This window comes from Streptomyces sp. NPDC056373 (genome assembly GCF_042262425.1).
Taxonomy (GTDB): Bacteria; Actinomycetota; Actinomycetes; order Streptomycetales; family Streptomycetaceae; genus Streptomyces.
This window is the reverse complement of the sequence record NZ_JBHJPX010000012.1, coordinates 235393-255160: the sequence shown is the minus strand read 5'-3', so window position 1 is coordinate 255160 and position 19768 is coordinate 235393. Positions and strand designations below refer to the sequence as shown.

General features: G+C 70.5%; 14 protein-coding genes and 1 riboswitch. Of the genes, 8 read left to right on the top strand and 6 right to left on the bottom strand.

Features of this window, described 5'->3' with window-relative positions; translation table 11 throughout:
• Positions 1 to 122: 122 nt before the first annotated feature.
• The 4 genes from ACFCXS_RS26320 to ACFCXS_RS26305 all read left to right on the top strand — a co-directional run bounded on the left by ACFCXS_RS26320 (position 123) and on the right by ACFCXS_RS26305 (position 4682).
• Entirely contained in the window at positions 123 to 1880 is a 1758-nt protein-coding gene (locus tag ACFCXS_RS26320) for an SDR family oxidoreductase (protein ID WP_376645784.1), read from the top strand.
• Between the two features lie 223 nt (positions 1881 to 2103).
• Positions 2104 to 2652: an RNA 2'-phosphotransferase gene (locus ACFCXS_RS26315; protein ID WP_376645783.1), complete on the top strand. Its 549-nt coding sequence runs from the start codon at positions 2104 to 2106 to the stop codon at positions 2650 to 2652.
• An 84-nt stretch (positions 2653 to 2736) separates the two neighbouring features.
• On the top strand, positions 2737 to 3639 hold the full coding sequence (locus ACFCXS_RS26310) for an LLM class flavin-dependent oxidoreductase (protein ID WP_376645782.1): 903 nt from the start codon (positions 2737 to 2739) through the stop codon (positions 3637 to 3639).
• Between the two features lie 155 nt (positions 3640 to 3794).
• Complete coding sequence (locus ACFCXS_RS26305; RefSeq protein WP_376645781.1) at positions 3795 to 4682, top strand: Cof-type HAD-IIB family hydrolase; 888 nt, start codon at positions 3795 to 3797, stop codon at positions 4680 to 4682.
• A gap of 19 nt (positions 4683 to 4701) precedes the next feature.
• On the opposite strand, the gene ACFCXS_RS26300 is transcribed toward ACFCXS_RS26305, so the two are convergent.
• The 4 genes from ACFCXS_RS26300 to ACFCXS_RS26285 all read right to left on the bottom strand — a co-directional run bounded on the left by ACFCXS_RS26300 (position 4702) and on the right by ACFCXS_RS26285 (position 11925).
• Positions 4702 to 5763: a peptidoglycan DD-metalloendopeptidase family protein gene (locus ACFCXS_RS26300; RefSeq protein WP_376645780.1), complete on the bottom strand. Its 1062-nt coding sequence runs from the start codon at positions 5761 to 5763 to the stop codon at positions 4702 to 4704.
• 100 nt (positions 5764 to 5863) lie between these two features.
• Positions 5864 to 9379, bottom strand: coding sequence for a thiol reductant ABC exporter subunit CydD (gene cydD, locus ACFCXS_RS26295; protein WP_376645779.1), 3516 nt, complete (start codon positions 9377 to 9379; stop codon positions 5864 to 5866).
• 12 nt (positions 9380 to 9391) lie between these two features.
• A complete protein-coding gene (gene cydB / locus ACFCXS_RS26290) occupies positions 9392 to 10396 on the bottom strand; it encodes a cytochrome d ubiquinol oxidase subunit II (protein ID WP_376645778.1) in 1005 nt (334 codons plus the stop codon).
• A gap of 20 nt (positions 10397 to 10416) precedes the next feature.
• Positions 10417 to 11925, bottom strand: a complete 1509-nt coding sequence (locus ACFCXS_RS26285; protein WP_376645777.1) for a cytochrome ubiquinol oxidase subunit I — start codon at positions 11923 to 11925, stop codon at positions 10417 to 10419.
• Between the two features lie 149 nt (positions 11926 to 12074).
• Here ACFCXS_RS26285 and ACFCXS_RS26280 point away from each other — a divergent pair, with 149 nt between their 5' ends.
• Positions 12075 to 12467 carry a cyclophilin-like fold protein gene (locus tag ACFCXS_RS26280; RefSeq protein WP_376645776.1) on the top strand — a complete coding sequence of 131 codons (393 nt, stop codon included), beginning with the start codon at positions 12075 to 12077 and terminating at the stop codon, positions 12465 to 12467.
• Positions 12468 to 12592: 125 nt separating this feature from the next.
• Here ACFCXS_RS26280 and hisC read toward each other — a convergent pair whose 3' ends face one another.
• A complete protein-coding gene (hisC, locus tag ACFCXS_RS26275) occupies positions 12593 to 13678 on the bottom strand; it encodes a histidinol-phosphate transaminase (protein WP_376645775.1) in 1086 nt (361 codons plus the stop codon).
• Between the two features lie 431 nt (positions 13679 to 14109).
• On the opposite strand from hisC, the gene ACFCXS_RS26270 reads away from it, so the two are divergent.
• From ACFCXS_RS26270 to ACFCXS_RS26260, 3 genes are all read left to right on the top strand, one after another.
• A complete protein-coding gene (locus ACFCXS_RS26270) occupies positions 14110 to 15222 on the top strand; it encodes a LacI family DNA-binding transcriptional regulator (protein WP_376645774.1) in 1113 nt (370 codons plus the stop codon).
• A 276-nt stretch (positions 15223 to 15498) separates the two neighbouring features.
• Positions 15499 to 16587 (top strand): metallophosphoesterase, encoded by a 1089-nt coding sequence (locus ACFCXS_RS26265; protein WP_376645866.1) that lies wholly within the window; start codon positions 15499 to 15501, stop codon positions 16585 to 16587.
• A gap of 183 nt (positions 16588 to 16770) precedes the next feature.
• A complete protein-coding gene (locus ACFCXS_RS26260; protein ID WP_376645773.1) occupies positions 16771 to 17637 on the top strand; it encodes a hypothetical protein in 867 nt (288 codons plus the stop codon).
• Positions 17638 to 17780: 143 nt separating this feature from the next.
• On the opposite strand, the gene thiC is transcribed toward ACFCXS_RS26260, so the two are convergent.
• Positions 17781 to 19565, bottom strand: coding sequence for a phosphomethylpyrimidine synthase ThiC (gene thiC / locus ACFCXS_RS26255; protein ID WP_376645772.1), 1785 nt, complete (start codon positions 19563 to 19565; stop codon positions 17781 to 17783).
• Positions 19558 to 19747: riboswitch (TPP riboswitch) on the bottom strand. Its footprint overlaps the gene before it by 8 nt.
• Positions 19748 to 19768 lie beyond the last annotated feature (21 nt).

Here is a 19768-nt window from a genome sequence, read left to right as displayed (position 1 = left end):
TTCGGATCAGCCCTGAGTATTACGGGCCCCTAGGGGAGCTGGTTCTCGAGAGTTACCACGTCGGGTGGGGGCCGGGGCAGCGCCCTGTTGACGAACTCTCTAACAACTGCCAGATTCGCCGGATGACGTTGCTGACGGGGGCGCGGGAGCGCAGGGTGCGGACCGGCGAAGTCGAGCTGTGCGTGGCCGAGATGGGCGATCCGGGGCGGCCGACGGTCGTCCTGGTGCACGGCTACCCGGACAGCAAGGAGGTGTGGTCCGAGGTCGCCGGGCGGCTCGCCGGACGCTTCCACGTGGTGGCGTACGACGTCCGCGGCCACGGCCGGTCGACGGCCCCGCGGCCGCTGCGGGGCGGGTTCACGCTGGAGAAGCTGACGGACGACTTCCTGGCCGTCGCCGACGCGGTGAGCCCGGACACGCCGGTGCACCTGGTCGGGCACGACTGGGGCTCGGTGCAGGCCTGGGAGTTCACCACCGTGCAGCGCACCAGGGGCCGCATCGCCTCGTTCACCTCGATGTCCGGGCCGTCCCTCGACCATTTCGGCCACTGGATCGACCAGCGCGTGAAGCGGCCCACCCCACGCCGGGTCGGCCAGCTGCTCGGGCAGGGCGCCAGGTCCTGGTACGTGTACCTGCTGCATACGCCCGTGCTGCCCGAGCTTGCCTGGCGCGGCCCGCTCGGCAGACGGTGGCCGCGGATGCTGGAGCGGGTCGAGAAGGTGCCCCGGGGCGCCTACCCCACCGCGTCCCTGCCGTCGGACGCGGCCCACGGGGCCTGGCTGTACCGGGACAACGTCCGGCCCCGGCTGCGCGCGCCACGCCCGGACGCGCACGCCCACGCGCCCGTGCAGATCATCACGCCCCTGGAGGACCGGTTCCTGTCGGAGCGGCTCCACGACGAACTGGAGCAGTGGGTTCCGCACTTGACCCGCCGAACGGTCCAGGCGGGCCACTGGATCCCGCGGACCCGCCCCGACCGACTGGCCTCGTGGATCGAGGAGTTCGTGACGTCCGTCGAGAACAAGCAGTTCCCGGTGGCGGCGAGCGACGAGCACGCCCAGCGGTTCGGCGGGCAGCTCGTGCTGGTCACCGGGGCGGGCAGCGGTATCGGGCGGGCGACGGCGCTCGCGTTCGCCGAGGCCGGTGCGCGCGTCGTGGCCGTCGACCGGAACGGGGAGGCGGCGGCCCGCACGGCCGAGTCCTGCCGCCTGCTGGGCGCCTCCGAGGTCTGGACGGAGACGGCCGACGTCTCCGACGAGCAGGCCATGGAGAGGCTCACCGACAAGGTCACCACCGAGTACGGGGTGGTGGACGTCCTCGTGAACAACGCCGGGATCGGGCTGTCCGGTTCCTTCTTCGACACCACCCCGGAGGACTGGAAGAAGGTGCTCGACGTCAACCTGTGGGGTGTCATCCACGGGTGCCGGCTCTTCGGCCGGCGGATGGCCGAGCGCGGGCAGGGCGGCCACATCGTCAACGTGGCATCGGCCGCGGCGTACCAGCCGTCCCGGGCGCTGCCCGCGTACAGCACGTCCAAGGCGGCCGTGCTGATGCTCAGCGAGTGTCTGCGGGCGGAGCTCGCCGGGCGTGGGATCGGTGTGACGGCGGTCTGCCCCGGCATCGTGAACACCGCCATCACGTCGACGGCGCACTTCGCCGGGGTCGACGACCTGGAGGAGAAGCGGCTGCAGAAGCGCGCAGCCCGCCTGTACGGGCTGCGGAACTATCCTCCGGAGAAGGTCGCCCGTGCGATCCTGCGGGCGGTCACGCGCAATGAGGCGGTGGTGCCGGTGACACCGGAGGCACGGGGTGCGCGATGGTTGTCCCGCTGGGCACCGGGGGCACTGCGAGGCCTGGCGCGGATGAGGCCGCCGTTATAAGGCGAGGCAAGGGCGTAAGGCGGGACCGGCGAAGCGAGGACCTAGCCGGCAAGGCCGGTAAGGCGAGGCGGGCGAAGCGAGGCGAGGCCCAAATGCCCTTCCGAGGCGCCCAGTTGTCCACAGAATCGCCAATTCCCCTGTGGATAACCTTACTTCGCTGTGGATCAAACCTCCGAGGTGAAACTCGATCGCGTGATTCGGGTCTCTCCAGCACTCTGGTGGGATGGACGAGAGACGCACCGTGAAGGTGTCGAAGTACCTGTCGAAGCATCTGCGCCACCAACCGGAACGTATCGGGCTCACACTCGACGAGGCCGGCTGGGCCGAGATCGACACCTTGATCGCCGCGGCAGCCGCGCACGGTTTCCGGTTCACCCGCGACGAGCTGGACCATGTCGTCGCCACCAACGACAAGCGGCGTTTCGCCGTCGAGGGCACCCGGATCCGCGCCAGCCAGGGTCACACCGTCGAGGTCGACCTCGGCCTGGCGTCGGCCACTCCGCCCGCGCACCTCTACCACGGCACCGTCGCCCGCCACCTGGATGCGATCCGGGCCGAGGGACTCCGTCCGATGAACCGGCATGCCGTGCACCTCTCGCCCGACCAGGAGACGGCGACCCGGGTCGGAGCCCGCCGGGGGCAGCCGGTCGTGCTCGGAGTGGACGCCTCGGCCATGCACGCCGACGGCCACATCTTCCACGTCAGCGCCAACGGGGTGTGGCTCACCCAGGCCGTACCACCGCGCTACCTGCGCTTTCCCGGACCGCATTGACCTGATCAGTGTGACCGGACACTCAGGGTGACCGGTTTCACGTGAAACACGGGTGACCCACCGGACTCCCTTAGGCTCGATGCCATGAGTCTGCGTCTGAGCACCGTGATCCTCCCGCACCGCCGCTGGCACGAAGGCGGCCGCGCGGCCTGGACGCGTGCCGACCAGCTCGGTTTCCACACCGCGTACACCTACGACCACCTGTCCTGGCGCACCTTCCGGGACGGCCCGTGGTTCGGCGCCGTGCCGACCCTCACGGCCGCCGCGAGCGTCACCGACCGGCTGCGGCTGGGCACGCTGGTGACCTCTCCGAATTTCCGGCACCCCGTGACGCTGGCCAAGGAGCTGATCTCCCTCGACGACATCTCCGGTGGGCGGGTCACGCTGGGCATAGGCGCGGGCGGCTCCGGTTTCGACTCCACCGCACTCGGCCAGGAACCGTGGAGCCCGCGTGAGCGCGCCGACCGCTTCGCCGAGTTCGTCCCGCTGCTGGACCGGCTGCTCTGCGAGGACGCAGTGTCCTACGAGGGTGACTTCTACTCCGCCCACGAGGCGCGGAACGTCCCCGGCTGTGTGCAGCGCCCCAGGCTGCCCTTCGCGGTGGCCGCGACCGGGCCACGCGGGATGCGGCTGGCCGCCCGTTTCGGACAGGCCTGGGTGACCACCGGCGACCCGAAGCTGTACGAGAACGGCACGCCTGAGCAGTCGGTTCAGGCCATTCGTGGGCAGGCGGAGAGGCTCGACGAGATCTGCGCCGAGGTCGGCCGCGACATGACCGATCTCGACCGGGTGCTGCTCACCGGTTTCACGCCGGACCGTCTCGGCCCGCTCCAGTCCGTGGACGCGTTCGTGGACTTCGCCGGACGGCATGTGGAGCTCGGCTTCACGGAGATCGTGATCCACTGGCCGATCCCCGACTCGCCCTTCGCCGCGGACGAGAAGGTCTTCGAGCAGATCGCGATGGAGGCGCCGGCGCAGCTGCGCTGAGCCGCACGGACACGTCAGGGCTCCGCAGGACCTCAGCCGGAGCCTCGGCCGGGCGCCCCACCGCGGGGCCCTTGCGGAGCGGCTGCTCCTGTGGGGCTCCTGGTGGCAGCGGTATCCACTCACCTGTGCGGAGCCCCGCACGCCCGTGCAGACATGTGCGGGACAATGACCGGGTGACCTCAGCGACCCGACAGCCCCAGACCGCGGCCGAGACCCTCCCTCCGCGCCTGATCGCCACCGACCTCGACGGCACTCTGCTGCGTGACGACAAGTCGGTGTCCCCGCGTACGGTCGCCGCGCTGGCGGCCGCCGAGAAGGCGGGCATCGAGGTCTTCTTCGTCACGGGCCGCCCGGCCCGCTGGATGGACGTCGTCAGCGACCATGTGCACGGCCACGGCCTGGCGATCTGCGGCAACGGCGCCGCCGTGGTCGACCTGCACGGCGGCCCCGGTGCCCACCGGTTCGTCAAGACGCGGGAGCTGGCCCGGGCGAACGCCCTTGACGCGGTACGGCTGCTGCGCGACGCGGCACCGGGCACGGTGTACGCGGTGGAGCAGACGTACGGCTTCTACCAGGAGCCGACGTACCCGAAGCTGCACATGGAGACACCGGACAGCCTCGCCCCGGCCGAGGAGCTGCTGGGCCCGGACCACCAGGCCGCCGCGGAGCCGGTGCTGAAGATCCTCGCCTACCACCCCGAGATCGACCCCGACGCCTTCCTGACCCTGGCCCGCCTCGCCATCGGCGACCGCGCCGACGTCACGCGCTCCAGCCCGAGCGCCCTCCTCGAGATCAGCGGCCCGGGAGTGTCGAAGGCCAGCACTCTCGCGCTGTGCTGCGCCGAGCGCGGCATCTCGCACGAGCAGGTCGTCGCATTCGGCGACATGCCGAACGACGTGGAGATGCTGACCTGGGCGGGCCGGTCGTACGCGATGGGCAACGCGCACCCCGACGTGATCGCCGCCGCCTCCGGCCGGACGGTGGCGAACAACGAGGACGGGGTGGCGGTCGTGATCGAGCAGTTGCTGACGGAACTGCCGTAGCCACCGGAGCCGGGGTGCCTCAGAGGGAGACCCCGCGCGCCGCCAGCCAGTTGACCGGGTCCACCGACGAGCCCGACTCCGCTGTGATCCGGGCTTCGAAGTGCAGGTGCGGCCCGGTGGAGTTGCCCGTGGTGCCCGACTGGCCGATCCACTGTCCGGGGCTGACGTTCGCCCCCTCGGCGACCGCGACCGAAGCGAGGTGGGCGTACTGCGTGTAATAGCCGCCCGCGTGCTCGAGCACGATCTCCATGCCGAAGGGGCCGCCGCAGGACACCCTCACCACCCGGCCCGCGCCCACGGCCCGCACCGGCGTGCCGATCGGCACCGCGAAGTCCTGCCCGGTGTGCCGGTTCGACCAGCGCGCACCACCGCTGCCGTAGGACGCCGACAGCTCGTACGTCTCGACCGGAGCGACCCAGTCGCCCTCGGTGAACCCCGTCTCCGGCTGGTCGAGCCGGACGGCTGCGCGGCACGCCCCGGCGGCGGCCGCGGCATCCGCCTGCCCCTGGAGCTGTGAGCGCGCCGACTCCAGCTTCTGCTCGATGTCCGCCTTCAGACTCGCCAGTTGCGTGTTGCGGCGCTCCAGCGCCTGCCACCGGTCCGCGGCCCTGGCCTCGTCCGCCGCCAGCCGCGCCTCGGCCCGCCGGTTCTCGGAGATCGCGTTGTTCACGGCGAGGTCCGCCAGCGAGAAGGCGTGCTGACCTCGCATCAGGCTGTCGGGGCTGTCGGCGAGGATCATGTGCGCGGCCACCGGAAGGCCCCCGTTGCTGCGGTACTGGGCCCGGGCGATCCGTCCGAGGTCCTCGTGCAGAACGGCGATGTGCCGCCGCTGCGCGTCCAGGAGTTCCTCCGCCCGCTGGACCTCGGCCCGCTGCTCCTCGGCCTCCTTGCGGCCGGCCTCGTACGCTTGCGTCGCCACCGCGGCCTCCTCGTACAGCCGCGCCACCTCGGCGCTGATGCCGGTGTCCGCGCGGGTACCGCTGCCGGGCTCCTCGGGCACTGCCGACGGCCGGGCCGCGAGCACGGTCAGCGCACACAGCAGGACCGGAACCAGCAGCCGATGGCGGCGATATGAGCGCATGTCAGCGATCGTCGCCCAGCACCACGGGCCCGGTCCTGTTCACGTCCTACGGCTGGGGGACCGGCTGCGCCGAACGGCCCAGCGCACACCGCCCCGGCCGCTACCGCGCTCCCACCAGCGACTGTGCGGCGGCTTCCCGCTCCGCCATCTCCCGCAGCGGCCCCTGCGCTGTCAGCAGGTCCGCGTACCGGCCGCGCTGCACGACCCGCCCCCGGTCCAGCACGATCACCTCGTCGACCGCTTCGAGGCCCGCCAGCCGGTGCGTGATGAGCAGCGTGGTCCGCCCCTCGGTGACGGCCAGCAGATCGGCGGTGAGCGCGTCGGCCGTCGCCAGGTCGAGGTGCTCGGCGGGCTCGTCCAGCACCAGGACGGGGAAGTCGGCGAGCAGCGCCCGCGCCAGCGCCAGCCTCTGCCGCTGGCCTCCCGACAGCCGCGCCCCGTGCTCGCCGACGAGCGTGTCGAGACCGTCGGGCAGGCTGTCCGCCCAGTCCAGCAGCCGGGCGCGGCCCAGCGTGGCGCGCAACTGCTCCTCGGTGGCGTCCTTCCGGGCGAGCAGCAGGTTCTCGCGCAGCGAGCTGTCGAAGAGATGCGCGTCCTGCGCACACAGCCCGACGAGCCGTCGTACGTCGTCGCCGTGCAGCGCGGACGCGTCCACACCCGCGAGCGTGTACGAGCCCGCCTCCGCGTCGAGGAACCGCAGCAGCACCTGCGCCAGCGTGGTCTTGCCGGAGCCGGAGGGCCCGACCACGGCGATCCGGCGCCCCTTGCCGAGGGTCAGGTCGAGCCCGTCGAGGGCCTCCCGGTCCTGCCCCGCGTGCCGGGCGGCCAGCCCCCTGACGACGACCGGGAACGGCGACGCGGGCGCCTTCCGGGGCCGCTCCGGCTCCCCCACGGGCTCAGGAGCGTCCAGCACCTCGTACACCCGCTCCGCGCTGCGGCGCACGCGCTGCCGGTACTGCACGGCGAGCGGCATCCCGAGCACGGCCTCGAAGGCGGCGAGCGGGGTCAGTACGACAACGGCCATGGCCACGCCGTCGAGCCGCCCGGCGGCGACCGCCTGTGCGCCGGCCAGCGCCGCGGCCGTGACGGTCAGCCCCGAGATCAACGCGGTGAGACCGTCGCCCAGGGCGGTGGCCGTGGCGGTCCGCGCGGCGATCCGGGTCAGTGCCCCGTCCGCCTCGCGGGCCCGGGCGGTCCGCGCGGGCAGCGCACCGGCGACGGTCAGTTCCGCGGTGCCGGTGAGCAGGTCGGCCACGCGCGTCGCGAGCACTCCCCGGGCGGGTGCCAGTCTGTGTTCGGCCCGGCGGGCCACAGCGCCGGTGATCAGCGGTACAACGACCCCGGCCGCCAGGAGCCCGGCCGCGAGCACCGCCCCGGCCTCGGGGAGCAGCCAGGCGGTGAAGCCGACCGACGCGGCCGACACGACCAGGGCCGCCCCGGCCGGCAACAGCCACCGCAGCCAGTAGTCCTGCAGCGCGTCCACGTCCGCCACCAGCCGGGAGAGCAGATCGCCCCGCCGGACCCGGCGCAGTCCGGCCGGTGCCAGCCGCTCCAGCCTGCGGAACACCGCGACCCGGGTGTCCGCCAGCATCCGCAGCACGGCGTCGTGCGACACCAGCCGCTCGGCGTACCGGAACACGGCCCGTCCGATCCCGAACGCCCGTGTCGCGGTGACGGCCATCATCAGATACAGCACGGGCGGCTGCTGCGAGGCCCGCGAGATCAGCCACCCCGAGGTGGCCATGAGCCCCACGGCACTCCCCAGGGCGAGGCTCCCGAGCAGCAGCGCGAGTCCCAGCCGCCCGCGCCGGGCACCGGACATCGCGCGGACGCGCGTGAGGACACCGCCGCGCGCCGACCGTCCGACGGGCTCGGCCGGGGCGGGCGGCTCGACCTCGGCGAACCGGGTGCCGGCCGGCGCGGTCGCGGCGGACACCGGCGGCAGGGCAGCGGTGGTGCCGGGCTCCGCCGCCCGTACCGCCGGGTCCGTCGCCGCCATCCGCACCACCCGGTCCGCGACGTCCAGCAAGGCCGGCCGGTGCACCACCAGCAGGACCGTCCGGCCGGCCGCGAGCCGCCGCACCGCCGCGACGACCTCGGCCTCGGTGGCCCCGTCCAGCGCCGCCGTCGGCTCGTCGAGCAGCAGCACGGGCCGGTCGGCGAGGAACGCGCGGGCCAGTGCGAGGCGCTGGCGCTGCCCGGCGGACAGCCCGGCGCCGTCCTCACCGAGCACGGTCTCCACGCCCTCGGGCAGCGCGTCGACGAACTCCAGCGCCCCGGCGTCCCGCAGTGCCCGCCGTACGGCGTCGTCGTCGGCGCCGGGACGCGCCAGCGTCACGTTCTCGGCGATCGTCCCGGCGCAGAGGTGCGGCCGCTGCGGCACCCACGCGATCCGGGAGCGCCACTGCTCCAGGTCGGCATCGACGAGGCCGACACCTCCGACCCGCACCTGTCCCTCGGCCGGTCGCACGAACCCCAGCAGGACGCTCAGCAGCGTCGACTTGCCGGCGCCGCTCGGTCCCACCAGCGCGACGGTCTCCCCCGGCTCGACGCGGAAGGTCATGTCCGTGACGGCGTCCGCCGATCGCCCCGGGTAGCGGACGGTCACGCCCTCGAAGGACAGCGCACCCTCCGGCACGTCCTCGGAGCCGGACGCCGGCGGGGGCGTCTCCAGGACCTCGAAGATCTCCTCGGCGGCGGCGAGCCCCTCCGCCGCCGCGTGGTACTGCGCCCCGACCTGCCGCAGCGGCAGATACGCCTCGGGAGCGAGGATCAGGATCACCAGTCCGATGTACAGGTCCATCTCGCCGTGCACCAGCCGCATGCCGATCGTCACGGCGACCAGGGCCACCGAGATCGTCGCGAGCAGTTCCAGGGCGAACGAGGAGATGAAGGCGATCCGCAGCGTCCGCATGGTCGCCCGGCGGTACTCGCCGGTGATGCGCCGGATCGAATCGGCCTGCGCCTTGGCCCGTCCGAAGACCTTCAGCGTGGGCAGGCCCGCGACGACATCCAGGAAGTGCCCGGACAGCCGTGACAGCAGCCGCCACTGACGGTCCATCCGGGACTGGGTGGCCCAGCCGATCAGCACCATGAAGACCGGGATGAGCGGCAGGGTCCCGACGATGATGGCCGCGGAGACCCAGTCCTCGGTGACGATCCGCGCCAGCACCGCCACCGGCACGACGACCGCGAGGCCCAGCTGCGGCAGATACCGCGAGAAGTAGTCGTCGAGGGCGTCGACGCCCCGGGTGGCCAGGGCGACGAGCGAGCCGGTCCGCTGCCCGCTCAGCCAGCCCGGCCCCAGTTCCGCGGAACGCTCCAGCAGCCGTCCCCGCAGCTCGGACTTCACGGCCGCACTCGCCCGGTGCGCGGCGAGTTCGGTGAGCCAGCCGACCAGCGCCCGGCCTACCGCGACGCCCGCCAACAGCATCAGGGGAGTGCCGAGTCCGGACACCGTCATGCGGTGCTGGAACGCGCCGACCACCACCTCGGCGATGAGCATCGCCTGCGCGATGACCAGCCCCGCGCCGACCGCCCCCAGGGCGACGACGCCCACGAGGAAGACACGGGTGGCGCGGGCGTACCGGAGCAGACGCGGGTCGATCGGTTTCACGTGAAACACACCTCAGTGCACGGTCTCGGCGATGTGCTGCGTACCGATCCGCTTGCGGAACACCCAGTACGTCCAGCCCTGGTAGAGCAGGACGACCGGGGTGGCGATCCCGGCACACCAGGTCATGATCTTCAGTGTGTAGGGGCTGGACGAGGCATTGGTGACCGTGAGGCTCCAGTCCGGGTTCAGCGTCGACGGCATGACGTTCGGGAACAGCGTCAGGAACAGCATCGCCACCGTGGCCACGATGGTGAGCCCCGACAGCGCGAAGGCCCAGCCCTCACGCCCGGCCTGTGCCGCGACCAGGGCCACGAGGAGCGAGGCCACGGCCACGACCATCGCCACGAGCGACGGACCGTCTCCCCGGTCGGACTGCGTCCACAGCAGGAAGGCGAGCGCCAGCAGGGCGGTCACCGCTCCGACCCGCAGCGCCAGCTTGCGCGCCCGCTCCCGAATCTCCCCGACGGTCTTGAGCCCGACGAACACGGTCCCGTGGAAGGTGAACAGCGACAGGGTGACCAGGCCACCGAGCAGTGCGTACGGGTTGAGCAGGTCCAGGACGCCGCCGGCGTAGTTGAAGTCCTGGTCGATCTTGACGCCCCGCACGATGTTGCCGAAGGCCACGCCCCACAGGAAGGCGGGCAGCAGCGAGGCCCAGAAGATCGCCGTCTCCCAGTTGCGCTGCCAGTTCTCCTCGGGCCGCTTCACGCGGTACTCGAAGGCGACACCCCTGACGATCAGACAGACCACAATGAGCAGCAGGGGCAGGTAGAAGCCGGAGAAGAGCGTGGCGTACCAATCGGGGAAGGCGGCGAAGGTCGCGCCGGCCGCCGAGAGCAGCCACACTTCGTTGCCGTCCCAGACGGGGCCGATGGTGTTGATCAGCACCCGCTTCTCGGGCCGGTTGCGGGCGAGCAGCTTCGTGAGCACCCCGACCCCGAAGTCGAAGCCCTCCAGGAAGAAGTAGCCGGTCCACAGGACGGCGATCAGGACGAACCAGACGTCGTGCAGTTCCATGACTGAGCAGCTCCCTCGGCCTAGTACGAGAAGGCCATCGGCTTGTCGGCGTCACGGGAGTCGCCGCCGATCTTCGTGGGCGGGTTGAGGTCGGCCTCGGTGAGCTCCGGCGGGCCCGCCTTGACGTACTTGACCAGCAGCTTGACCTCGACGACGGCGAGGATCGCGTACAGCGTGGTGAAGACGACCATCGACGTGATGACCTCGGCCTGCGACACACCGGGGGAGACCGCGTCACGCGTCTGGAACAGGCCGTAGACGACCCACGGCTGGCGGCCCATCTCGGTGAAGATCCAGCCCCAGGAGCTGGCGATCAGCGGGAAGCCCAGGGTGAGGATCGCGATGCGCCAGTACCACTTGGTGAGGGTCGGGCCGAGCGCCTTCTTCGGCAGCAGGACGAGATGCGGCACCTCGTCGTCGCCCACCCTCAGATGCTGCGGCAGCATGAACTTCTTGCGGGTCAGCCACAGCCCGGCCAGTCCGATGGCGAACGACGTCATGCCGAAGCCGATCATCCACCGGAAGCCCCAGTAGGCCACGGGGATGTTGGGCCGGTAGTCGCCGGGCCCGTACTGCTCCTGCTCGGCCTTGTTGACGTCGTTGATGCCGGGCACGTACGAGGTGAAGTCGTCCTTCGCGAGGAAGGACAGCAGGCCGGGGATCTCGATGGCGACCTTGTTGTGTCCCTTGTCGACGTCGCCGACGGCGAAGACCGAGAAGGGGGCCGGCTTCTCGCCGTCCCACAGCGCCTCGGCCGCGGCCATCTTCATCGGCTGCTGCTGGTACATGATCTTGCCGAGCACATCGCCGCTGATCGCGGTGAGGAGGCCGCCGATGACGACGGTGACCAGGCCCAGCCGGAGCGAGGTCTTCATCACGGGGACGTGCTTCTTGCGGACCAGGTGGAAGGCGGCGATGCCGACCATGAAGGCGCCGCCGGTCAGGAACGCCGCGGTGAGCGTGTGGAAGACCTGGGCGAGGGCGGTGTTCTGGGTCAGCACCAGCCAGAAGTCGGTGAGCTCGGCCCGGCCCTTCGCCTCGTTGATCCGGTAGCCGACCGGGTGCTGCATCCAGGAGTTGGCCGCGAGGATGAAGTAGGCCGACAGGATCGTGCCGATGGAGACCATCCATATGCAGGCCAGGTGGATCTTCTTCGGCAGCTTGTCCCAGCCGAAGATCCACAGGCCGATGAAGGTGGACTCGAAGAAGAACGCGATCAGTGCCTCGAAGGCGAGCGGCGCACCGAAGACGTCACCGACGAAGCGCGAGTAGTCGGACCAGTTCATGCCGAACTGGAACTCCTGCACGATGCCGGTGACCACACCCATCGCGATGTTGATCAGGAAGAGCTTCCCCCAGAACTTGGTCGCCTGGAGGTACTTCTCCTTCTCCGTCCGCACCCACGCCGTCTGCAGACCGGCCGTGAGCGCGGCCAGGGAGATCGTCAGGGGGACGAACAGAAAGTGGTAGACGGTGGTGATTCCGAACTGCCATCGCGCCAGGGTCTCCGGCGCCAAAGCCAGGTCCACGTCGCCGCTCCTTACATACGCTTGTGAAAGCGTTCACATTCACAAGCCATTATGCAGCACGGACTTTCGGGCACCTTGAGGGGGTCCCTGTCTCCCCCGTCACAGTCGAGCTCTTGGCTCGAACTTCAACATATTGTTGAATCGACGGCATGCAGACACCGACACCGCTACAGATTCGGATTTCCTGGCCCGCGGGCCATCTCGACGCGTCGCTCGACGACACCCCGACCAGCCAGGCCCTGGTCGAGGCGCTGCCTCTGATCTCCACCGCCCGCACCTGGGGCGCGGAGGTGTACTTCGACACCGGGGTGTCGGTTTCACGTGAAACAGGCGCCCAGGAGGTCGTCGAGCCGGGCACCGTCGCCTTCTGGACCGACGGCGATGCCCTCGCTCTCCCCTACGGGCCCACTCCGATCTCGCGGGGCGACGAATGCCGCCTCGCCGGCCCGTGCAATGTCCTGGGCCGCTTCGACGGCGACCCCGGGCTGCTCGCGACCGTACGGAACGGCGACCCCGTACGCGTGGAACTCCTGGACGCCTGACCGGGCTCGCAGCCACCTGAAGAGCCTCACCCCTCCTCACGGAGCCCGACTGTCTGGCCGCGGAGCCCTACTGCTCCTCGCAGTTCCTACTGCTCCTCGCGGTTCCTACTGCTCCTCGCGGAGCCCTACTGCTCCTGCTCCTTGCGGAACCCTTCCGACACCTTCAGGAAGATGTCGTTCGCCTCGGCCTCCCCGACCGTCACCCGCGCACCCTCGCCCGGGAACGGCCGGATCACCACACCCGCCTGCTCGCAGGCCTGTGCGAACGCGACCGTACGCTCCGCCAGCCGCAGCCACACGAAGTTGGCCTGGGTCTCGGGCACCGTCCAGCCCTGCGAGCGCAGTCCGTCGACCACGCGTGTGCGCTCACACACCAGCGAGCCGACCCGGCCGAACAGCTCGTCCTCGGCCCGCAGCGAGGCGATCGCCGCCTCCTGCGCGAGCTGACTCACACCGAACGGCACCGCCGTCTTGCGCAGCGCCGCGGCCACCGGCTCATGGGCGATGGCGAAACCGACGCGCAGGCCGGCGAGGCCGTACGCCTTGGAGAAGGTCCGCAGGACACAGACGTTGGGCCGGTTCCGGTAGATCTCGACGCCGTCCGGCACCTCGGAGTCGCGGATGAACTCCCGGTACGCCTCGTCGAGGACGACCAGCACATCGCGCGGGACCCGGTCGAGGAAGCGCTCCAGCTCCGCCCGCCGCACCACCGTGCCCGTCGGGTTGTTGGGGTTGCAGACGAAGATCAGCCGGGTCCGATCGGTGATCGCGTCGGCCATCGCGTCGAGGTCGTGCACATCCCCGGGCGTCAGCGGCACCTGGACCGACGTCGCGCCGCTGATCTGCGTGATGATCGGGTAGGCCTCGAAGGAGCGCCAGGCGTAGATCACCTCGTCACCGGGGCCCGAGGTCGCCTGGATCAGCTGCTGGGCCACACCGACCGAGCCGGTGCCGGTGGCCAGGTGGGACAGAGGCACCCCGAACCGCTCGGACAACTCGTTCATCAGCGCTGTGCAGGCCATGTCCGGGTAGCGGTTGAAGTTGCGGGCCGCCGCCGTCACGCTCTCCATCACGCCCGGCAGCGGCGGGTAGGGGTTCTCGTTGGAGGACAGCTTGTAGGCCACCGGACCACCTGCCGCGGCGGGCTTGCCCGGCTTGTAGGTGGGGATCCCCTCCAGCTCGGCGCGCAGCTTGGGGCTCGTCTCGCTCACCGCAGTCCTCCTCGTGAAGACCGGCGGCCCATGACCGCCGCCGACATCCAATACTCCTCACCTTATGAGGATTCGGCGCCGCTGCGTATAGCCACGGCCGAGCGGCCGGCCCCGTCCTCCTCCGTCCCATCGGCATCTGGGGCATCACCGCATCAAGGCGTACGAATCCGGGGGCGCGCTGCACATATATCTATGCGCCGGTGGTGTACGCCGTGGCGCGCATCCCCCGTGCAGGTGAGTTGAGACCTCTTCGCAACCTCGGGCAGTTGGCAGGCCCGTGCGCGCGGACAAGACACGTACCGACAAGAAAGCGCTCAACACTCATGGTTTCCAAGGCAATTGAGGCTAAATGATCATGCAGAAACGTGCCTGTCAACGCGTGCATATGCGTCCGCACTACCCCGCCGCATGAGCCCTACTATCGGCTCGCCATGACAGCAGCAGGGAAGCACCAGGTGAGCCGCGCGGAAACCTCACGGCGAGGCAGTCGGCCGGGCCGGGCCGGCATCAGAGACGTGGCCGCCGCCGCCGGAGTCTCCATCACGACCGTCTCCGACGCCCTCAACGGCAAGGGCCGGCTCCCGGACGCCACCCGGCGCCATGTCCGGGAAGTCGCCGACCGCCTGGGCTACCGGCCCTCGGCCGCCGCCCGGACCCTCCGTACCGGCAAGTCGGGCCTCATCGGCCTGACCGTCACCACATACGGGGATGAACCTTTCACCTTCACGGAGTTCGCGTACTTCGCCGAGATGGCGAGGGCAGCCACCTCCGCCGCGCTCGCCCGTGGCTACGCGCTCGTCATCCTGCCCGCGACCTCCCGCCACGACGTGTGGTCCAACGTCGCCCTGGACGGCACGGTCGTCATCGATCCGTCCGACCAGGACCCGGTCGTCAGCGAGCTGGTCCGACAGGGACTGCCGGTCGTCTCCGACGGCCGCCCGGCCGGTGCGCTGCCGGTCACGGCCTGGGTCGACAACGACCACGAGGCCGCCGTCCTCGGCATCCTCGACCACCTGGCCGACGCCGGCGCCCGCCGCATCGGCCTCCTGACCGGCACGACGACGGACACCTACACCCACCTGTCGACCACCGCCTACCTGCGCTGGTGCGAGCGGGTCGGACAGGACCCCGTGTACGAGGCCTATCCCGCGCACGATCCGTGCGCGGGCGCCGTCGCCGCCGACCGGCTCCTCGCCCGGCCCGACCGGCCCGACGCGGTCTACGGCCTGTTCGACCCGAACGGCACCGACCTGCTCGCCGCCGCCCGCCGCTACGGCCTGCGCGTCCCCGACGACCTGCTGCTGGTCTGCTGCAGCGAGTCCACGGTGTACGCCAACACCGAGCCGCCCATCACCACCCTCTCCCTGAAACCCCGCCGCATCGGCACGGCGGTGGTGCAGCTCCTCATCGACGCCATCGAGGGAGTGGCATCCGACCACCCGGTGGAGCAGGTGATACCGACGGAGCTGATCGTGCGCACCTCGTCCCAGCGACGCCCGCCGCGCACGACGGTCAGCCCTCCGCGGTCACCCGAGGGCGCCTAGACCCGCACCGGGCAAGGGGAAGATCGCACTCCTGGGGAGAAACAGGGCCGGTCCCCCGGAGAGAAGGGATCGTTCTCGCGAAGAGAAGAAGAGCGCGGGCGGTCACACGGTGGTCAAAGCCCGGCCCAATCGGGGCGAAAGCCGCGGTGAACTGGACTCTTGCTCTGATTCACCACCCCTGGGTCATCACATGGCGCGATCCGCATTCCTATGATGGGCCCACGACACCCGCGGGCCGCTACGACCAGGCAGTCCGATGCGGTGCAACGCGGCGCGATGGTGGAGGGGTCGATGACTCAGGGGGCCGGTCAGGGACCCGAGGTGGAGCGGACGGCGACGTTGCGCGACTTCCGGGTGCCCGCGTACGTCCACGAGGCCGGTCCGTACGTTCACAGCGTCCACCCCGGCGAGGTCGCCCCGCCGCCGGAGGAGACCTATCCCGAGGGGTACACGCCGACGCAGCGCGACCTCCCCGTCGTCAACCGGGGTGACACTGTCCAGGTGACCGTGGATCCCGAGACCGCCGCCCCGCAGTCCACCACCGGGCAGGGCCCGCTGTACGTCGTGGGTGACGTGCACGGCTACCTCGACCAGCTGGTGTCGGCCCTCCAGGACAAGGGCCTGCTCGACGCCGCCGGAAACTGGTGCGCGGGCACCGCCCGGCTGTGGTTCCTCGGCGACTTCACCGACCGCGGCCCGGACGGCATCGGCGTCATCGACCTGGTGATGCGGCTGTCCGCCGAGGCCGCAGCGGCCGGTGGCTACTGCAAGGCCCTCATGGGCAACCACGAGCTGCTCCTGCTGGGTGCGAAGCGGTTCGGCGACACCCCCGTCAACTCCGGCGCGGGCACCGCCACCTTCCAGGCGGCCTGGCTGCTCAACGGCGGCCAGAAGACCGACATGGACCGCCTCCAGGACCACCACCTGCAGTGGATGTCCCGCCTGGACGCCATCGAAGAGGTCGACGGCCACCTGCTCGTCCACTCCGACACCACCGCCTATCTCGACTACGGCCGCTCCATCGAAGAGGTCAACGACACCGTCCGCGAGACGATCACCCGCAACGACGCGGACGAGGTCTGGGACCTGTTCCGCAAGTTCACCAAGCGGTTCTCCTTCCGCGACGAGGGCGGTGCGGACGCCGTACGCTCCCTGCTCGATACGTACGGGGGCAGCCGCATCGTTCACGGGCACAGCCCGATCCCCTATCTGCTGGGCGAGGTCGGCTCCGAGGACGACGAGGACAACGGCGACCCCGTGATCGAGGGACCGCACGTCTACGCCGACGGGCTCGCCATCGCGATGGACGGCGGCGTGACCATGGCCGGAAAGCTGCTGGTCCAGCAACTGCCGCTGGATACGTGAACGTTCACCGGGCAGGCGTACCCGGTCGGAGGACCGGGCCGGTGAGGGGTCAATTTCGGTAAACCCCCTGTCACCGCGTACCGTCACCGCTCTACCATCGGCTTATCCGTAGCAGGCTCCCCTCCGTTTCTGCCCGACGGCTCGTCAGCATGCCGAGCCCCAAGCCCTACGGAGCATCGGGGGATGCACATGAACAGCGTTCCGCAGCACCTGCTGAGCGAGGACCGCCAGGAATACGAGCGGATCCTCGATGAGGCGCTGCGCTCCGCACCACACCGTCCGGAACTGGCCGCTGTCGGACAGCGGCTCAACCCCGAACAGCTGCGCACCATGGCGCTGAGCGCCACCGCGCTGATCACCGCGGCCGCCTCGACCGAGTACCAGCACTACGTCAAGGTTCGCGACGAACTGCGTCAGCCGGCCTCGGCCGCCTCACCGGCCGTGCGCGGCTCCAACTCCTCCGAGCCGGGATCGGGCGCGTCGGGGCTCGCCGCCACCGTCGGAGGGGTCGCCGAGACCACCGGCGCGGGCGCCGTCGCCGTCGTCGCCGTCCTCGCACCCGTGCTGGCCGGTACCGCAGCGGCGATCTTCCTGCTCGTCGGCTACATCCTGCGGATGCTCGACCCCGAGCAGGGGTTCGCCCGGACCATGCTCACCACGGGCTGGGTGTTCGGTGCCGTGACCGCGGTCGCGATCCTCGTCGCCGCGGTGGGGCTGCTGCTCACCGCTCTGCGCAACAAGCCCACGGCCGAGGGCGGGCCGTACGGCGAACTGCAGGGCGAGGTGGCCCAGGCCAAGGACGCCTGGCACGAGGCACTGCTGGAACGCGGCATCCTGCCTTTCCTGCGGGAGGCACTCGCCGACCCCGGCGCGGCCGCCGCGCTGCACCACACGTCCTCGTCCACTCCGGTCAGCCGCATGCCGCACCTCGGCTACGACCGCCCGGGGTTCACGAGCCCGGACGACGGCGACCGCGGCTCACGCCCCAGCTTCAGCAGCCCGGACTACACGAGCCCGGACTTCGGAGGACCGGAGCACCAGCCGGAGTAACCCGTCGGAGCCCGTGGCCGGCGCCGCGCCTTCCACGGGCTCAGAGACCACGGGCAGCTCCTGACACGGCACCTCCCACAGGCCGGGGCCCGTCGGCCCCGGGCCTGTGCGTGGCGCGTCGGTTCCGGGCCTGTGCGCGGCGGTCAGTCCGCGATGGGCAGGTACACGCGGTTCCCGCTCGCCGCGAACTCCTTCGACTTCAGGGCCATGCCCTCCTCGACCTCGGCCCGTGTGCCGCCGTGTTCCCGGCGGATGTCCTGCGAGATCTTCATGCTGCAGAACTTGGGACCGCACATCGAGCAGAAGTGGGCCGTCTTGGCCGGCTCGGCGGGCAGGGTCTCGTCGTGGAACTCCCGTGCCGTGTCCGGGTCGAGGGCCAGGTTGAACTGGTCCTCCCACCGGAACTCGAAACGAGCGTCCGACAGGGCGTCGTCCCACTCCTGCGCACCCGGGTGGCCCTTGGCGAGGTCCGCTGCGTGGGCGGCGATCTTGTACGTGATCACGCCGGTCTTGACGTCGTCACGGTTCGGCAGGCCCAAGTGCTCCTTGGGCGTGACGTAGCACAGCATCGCCGTGCCCCACCAGGCGATCATCGCGGCGCCGATGCCGGAGGTGATGTGGTCGTACGCCGGAGCGACGTCCGTGGTCAGCGGGCCGAGCGTATAGAACGGAGCTTCATCGCAGATCTCCTGCTGAAGGTCGATGTTCTCCTTGATCTTGTGCATCGGGACGTGGCCCGGGCCCTCGATCATGGTCTGAACGTTGAAACGCTTCGCGATCCGGTTGAGTTCCCCGAGCGTGCGCAACTCCGCGAACTGTGCCTCGTCGTTGGCGTCCGCGATCGATCCGGGCCTGAGGCCGTCCCCGAGCGAGTAGGTGACGTCGTATGCGGCGAGGATCTCGCAGAGTTCCTCGAAGTTCTCGTACAGGAACGACTCCTTGTGGTGCGCGAGGCACCACGCAGCCATGATCGAGCCGCCCCGGGAGACGATGCCGGTTTTGCGGTTCGCCGTGAGCGGCACGTACGGCAGCCGCACACCCGCGTGGACCGTCATGTAGTCCACGCCCTGCTCGGCCTGTTCGATGACCGTGTCCTTGTAGATCTCCCAGGTCAGCTCCTCGGCACGGCCGTCGACCTTTTCCAGGGCCTGGTAGAGCGGCACGGTGCCGATGGGCACGGGGGAGTTGCGCAGCACCCACTCACGCGTGGTGTGGATGTTGCGGCCGGTGGACAGGTCCATGACCGTGTCGGCGCCCCAACGGGTCGCCCAGGTCATCTTCTCGACCTCCTCCTCGATGGAGGAGGTCACCGCCGAGTTGCCGATGTTGGCGTTGACCTTCACCAGGAATCGCTTGCCGATGATCATCGGCTCGATCTCCGGGTGGTTGACGTTGGCCGGCAGCACAGCCCGACCTGCGGCGATCTCGTCGCGGACCACCTCGGGCGAGACGTTCTCCCGGATGGCCACGTACTCCATCTCGGGTGTGATCTCACCGCGGCGGGCGTACGCGAGTTGGGTGACCGCCTCTCCGCCCCTGCCGCGGCGCGGCTGGCGGGGCCGGCCGGGGAAGACCGCGTCCAGGTTGCGGAGACCGCCACGGGGCGAGGTGTGCTTGATGCCGTCGTCCTCGGGGCGGACGGGGCGGCCCGCGTACTCCTCGGTGTCGCCGCGGCCGATGATCCAGTTCTCGCGCAGCGGCGACAAACCCCTACGGACGTCGGTGTCGACGAGTGGATCGGTGTAGGGGCCCGACGTGTCGTACAGCGTGACCGCCTGGCCGTTGGTGAGGTGCACCTGACGGACCGGCACGCGCAGATCGGGGCGGGTGCCCTCGATGTACGCCTTGTGCCAACCGATGGACTTCCCGGCCTCCTCGGACGTCTCGTCCTGAACGGAGGCAGGCGTGCGTGCGTCCTTGTGGGTCATGAGACCTACTCCCTACGCCGGCATTACCCGGTAACAGGTTCGGCGGTCGACGCAGCGATTTCCGTCCGGCGATGCTTCGTGTGAAACATCACTCGACTCCGGCGATGTTTCATGTGAAACATCGCCGCGACGGAGGTCAGCGCCCTCTCAGCCCGGTGCTCCGAGCTCCCGCGTGTACAAAAGGTGCCCCCACGCTAGCGGCA

What these genes read in the sequence shown, in the direction of transcription:
- ACFCXS_RS26320 (WP_376645784.1), top strand. Translation starts at nt 123, where the DNA reads ATGACGTTGCTGACGGGGGCGCGGGAGCGCAGGGTGCGGACCGGCGAA.
- ACFCXS_RS26315 (WP_376645783.1), top strand. Translation starts at nt 2,104, where the DNA reads ATGGACGAGAGACGCACCGTGAAGGTGTCGAAGTACCTGTCGAAGCAT.
- ACFCXS_RS26310 (WP_376645782.1), top strand. Translation starts at nt 2,737, where the DNA reads ATGAGTCTGCGTCTGAGCACCGTGATCCTCCCGCACCGCCGCTGGCAC.
- ACFCXS_RS26300 (WP_376645780.1), bottom strand. Translation starts at nt 5,763, where the DNA reads ATGCGCTCATATCGCCGCCATCGGCTGCTGGTTCCGGTCCTGCTGTGT.
- cydB (WP_376645778.1), bottom strand. Translation starts at nt 10,396, where the DNA reads ATGGAACTGCACGACGTCTGGTTCGTCCTGATCGCCGTCCTGTGGACC.
- ACFCXS_RS26280 (WP_376645776.1), top strand. Translation starts at nt 12,075, where the DNA reads ATGCAGACACCGACACCGCTACAGATTCGGATTTCCTGGCCCGCGGGC.
- ACFCXS_RS26270 (WP_376645774.1), top strand. Translation starts at nt 14,110, where the DNA reads ATGACAGCAGCAGGGAAGCACCAGGTGAGCCGCGCGGAAACCTCACGG.
- ACFCXS_RS26265 (WP_376645866.1), top strand. Translation starts at nt 15,499, where the DNA reads ATGGTGGAGGGGTCGATGACTCAGGGGGCCGGTCAGGGACCCGAGGTG.
- ACFCXS_RS26260 (WP_376645773.1), top strand. Translation starts at nt 16,771, where the DNA reads ATGCACATGAACAGCGTTCCGCAGCACCTGCTGAGCGAGGACCGCCAG.
- thiC (WP_376645772.1), bottom strand. Translation starts at nt 19,565, where the DNA reads ATGACCCACAAGGACGCACGCACGCCTGCCTCCGTTCAGGACGAGACG.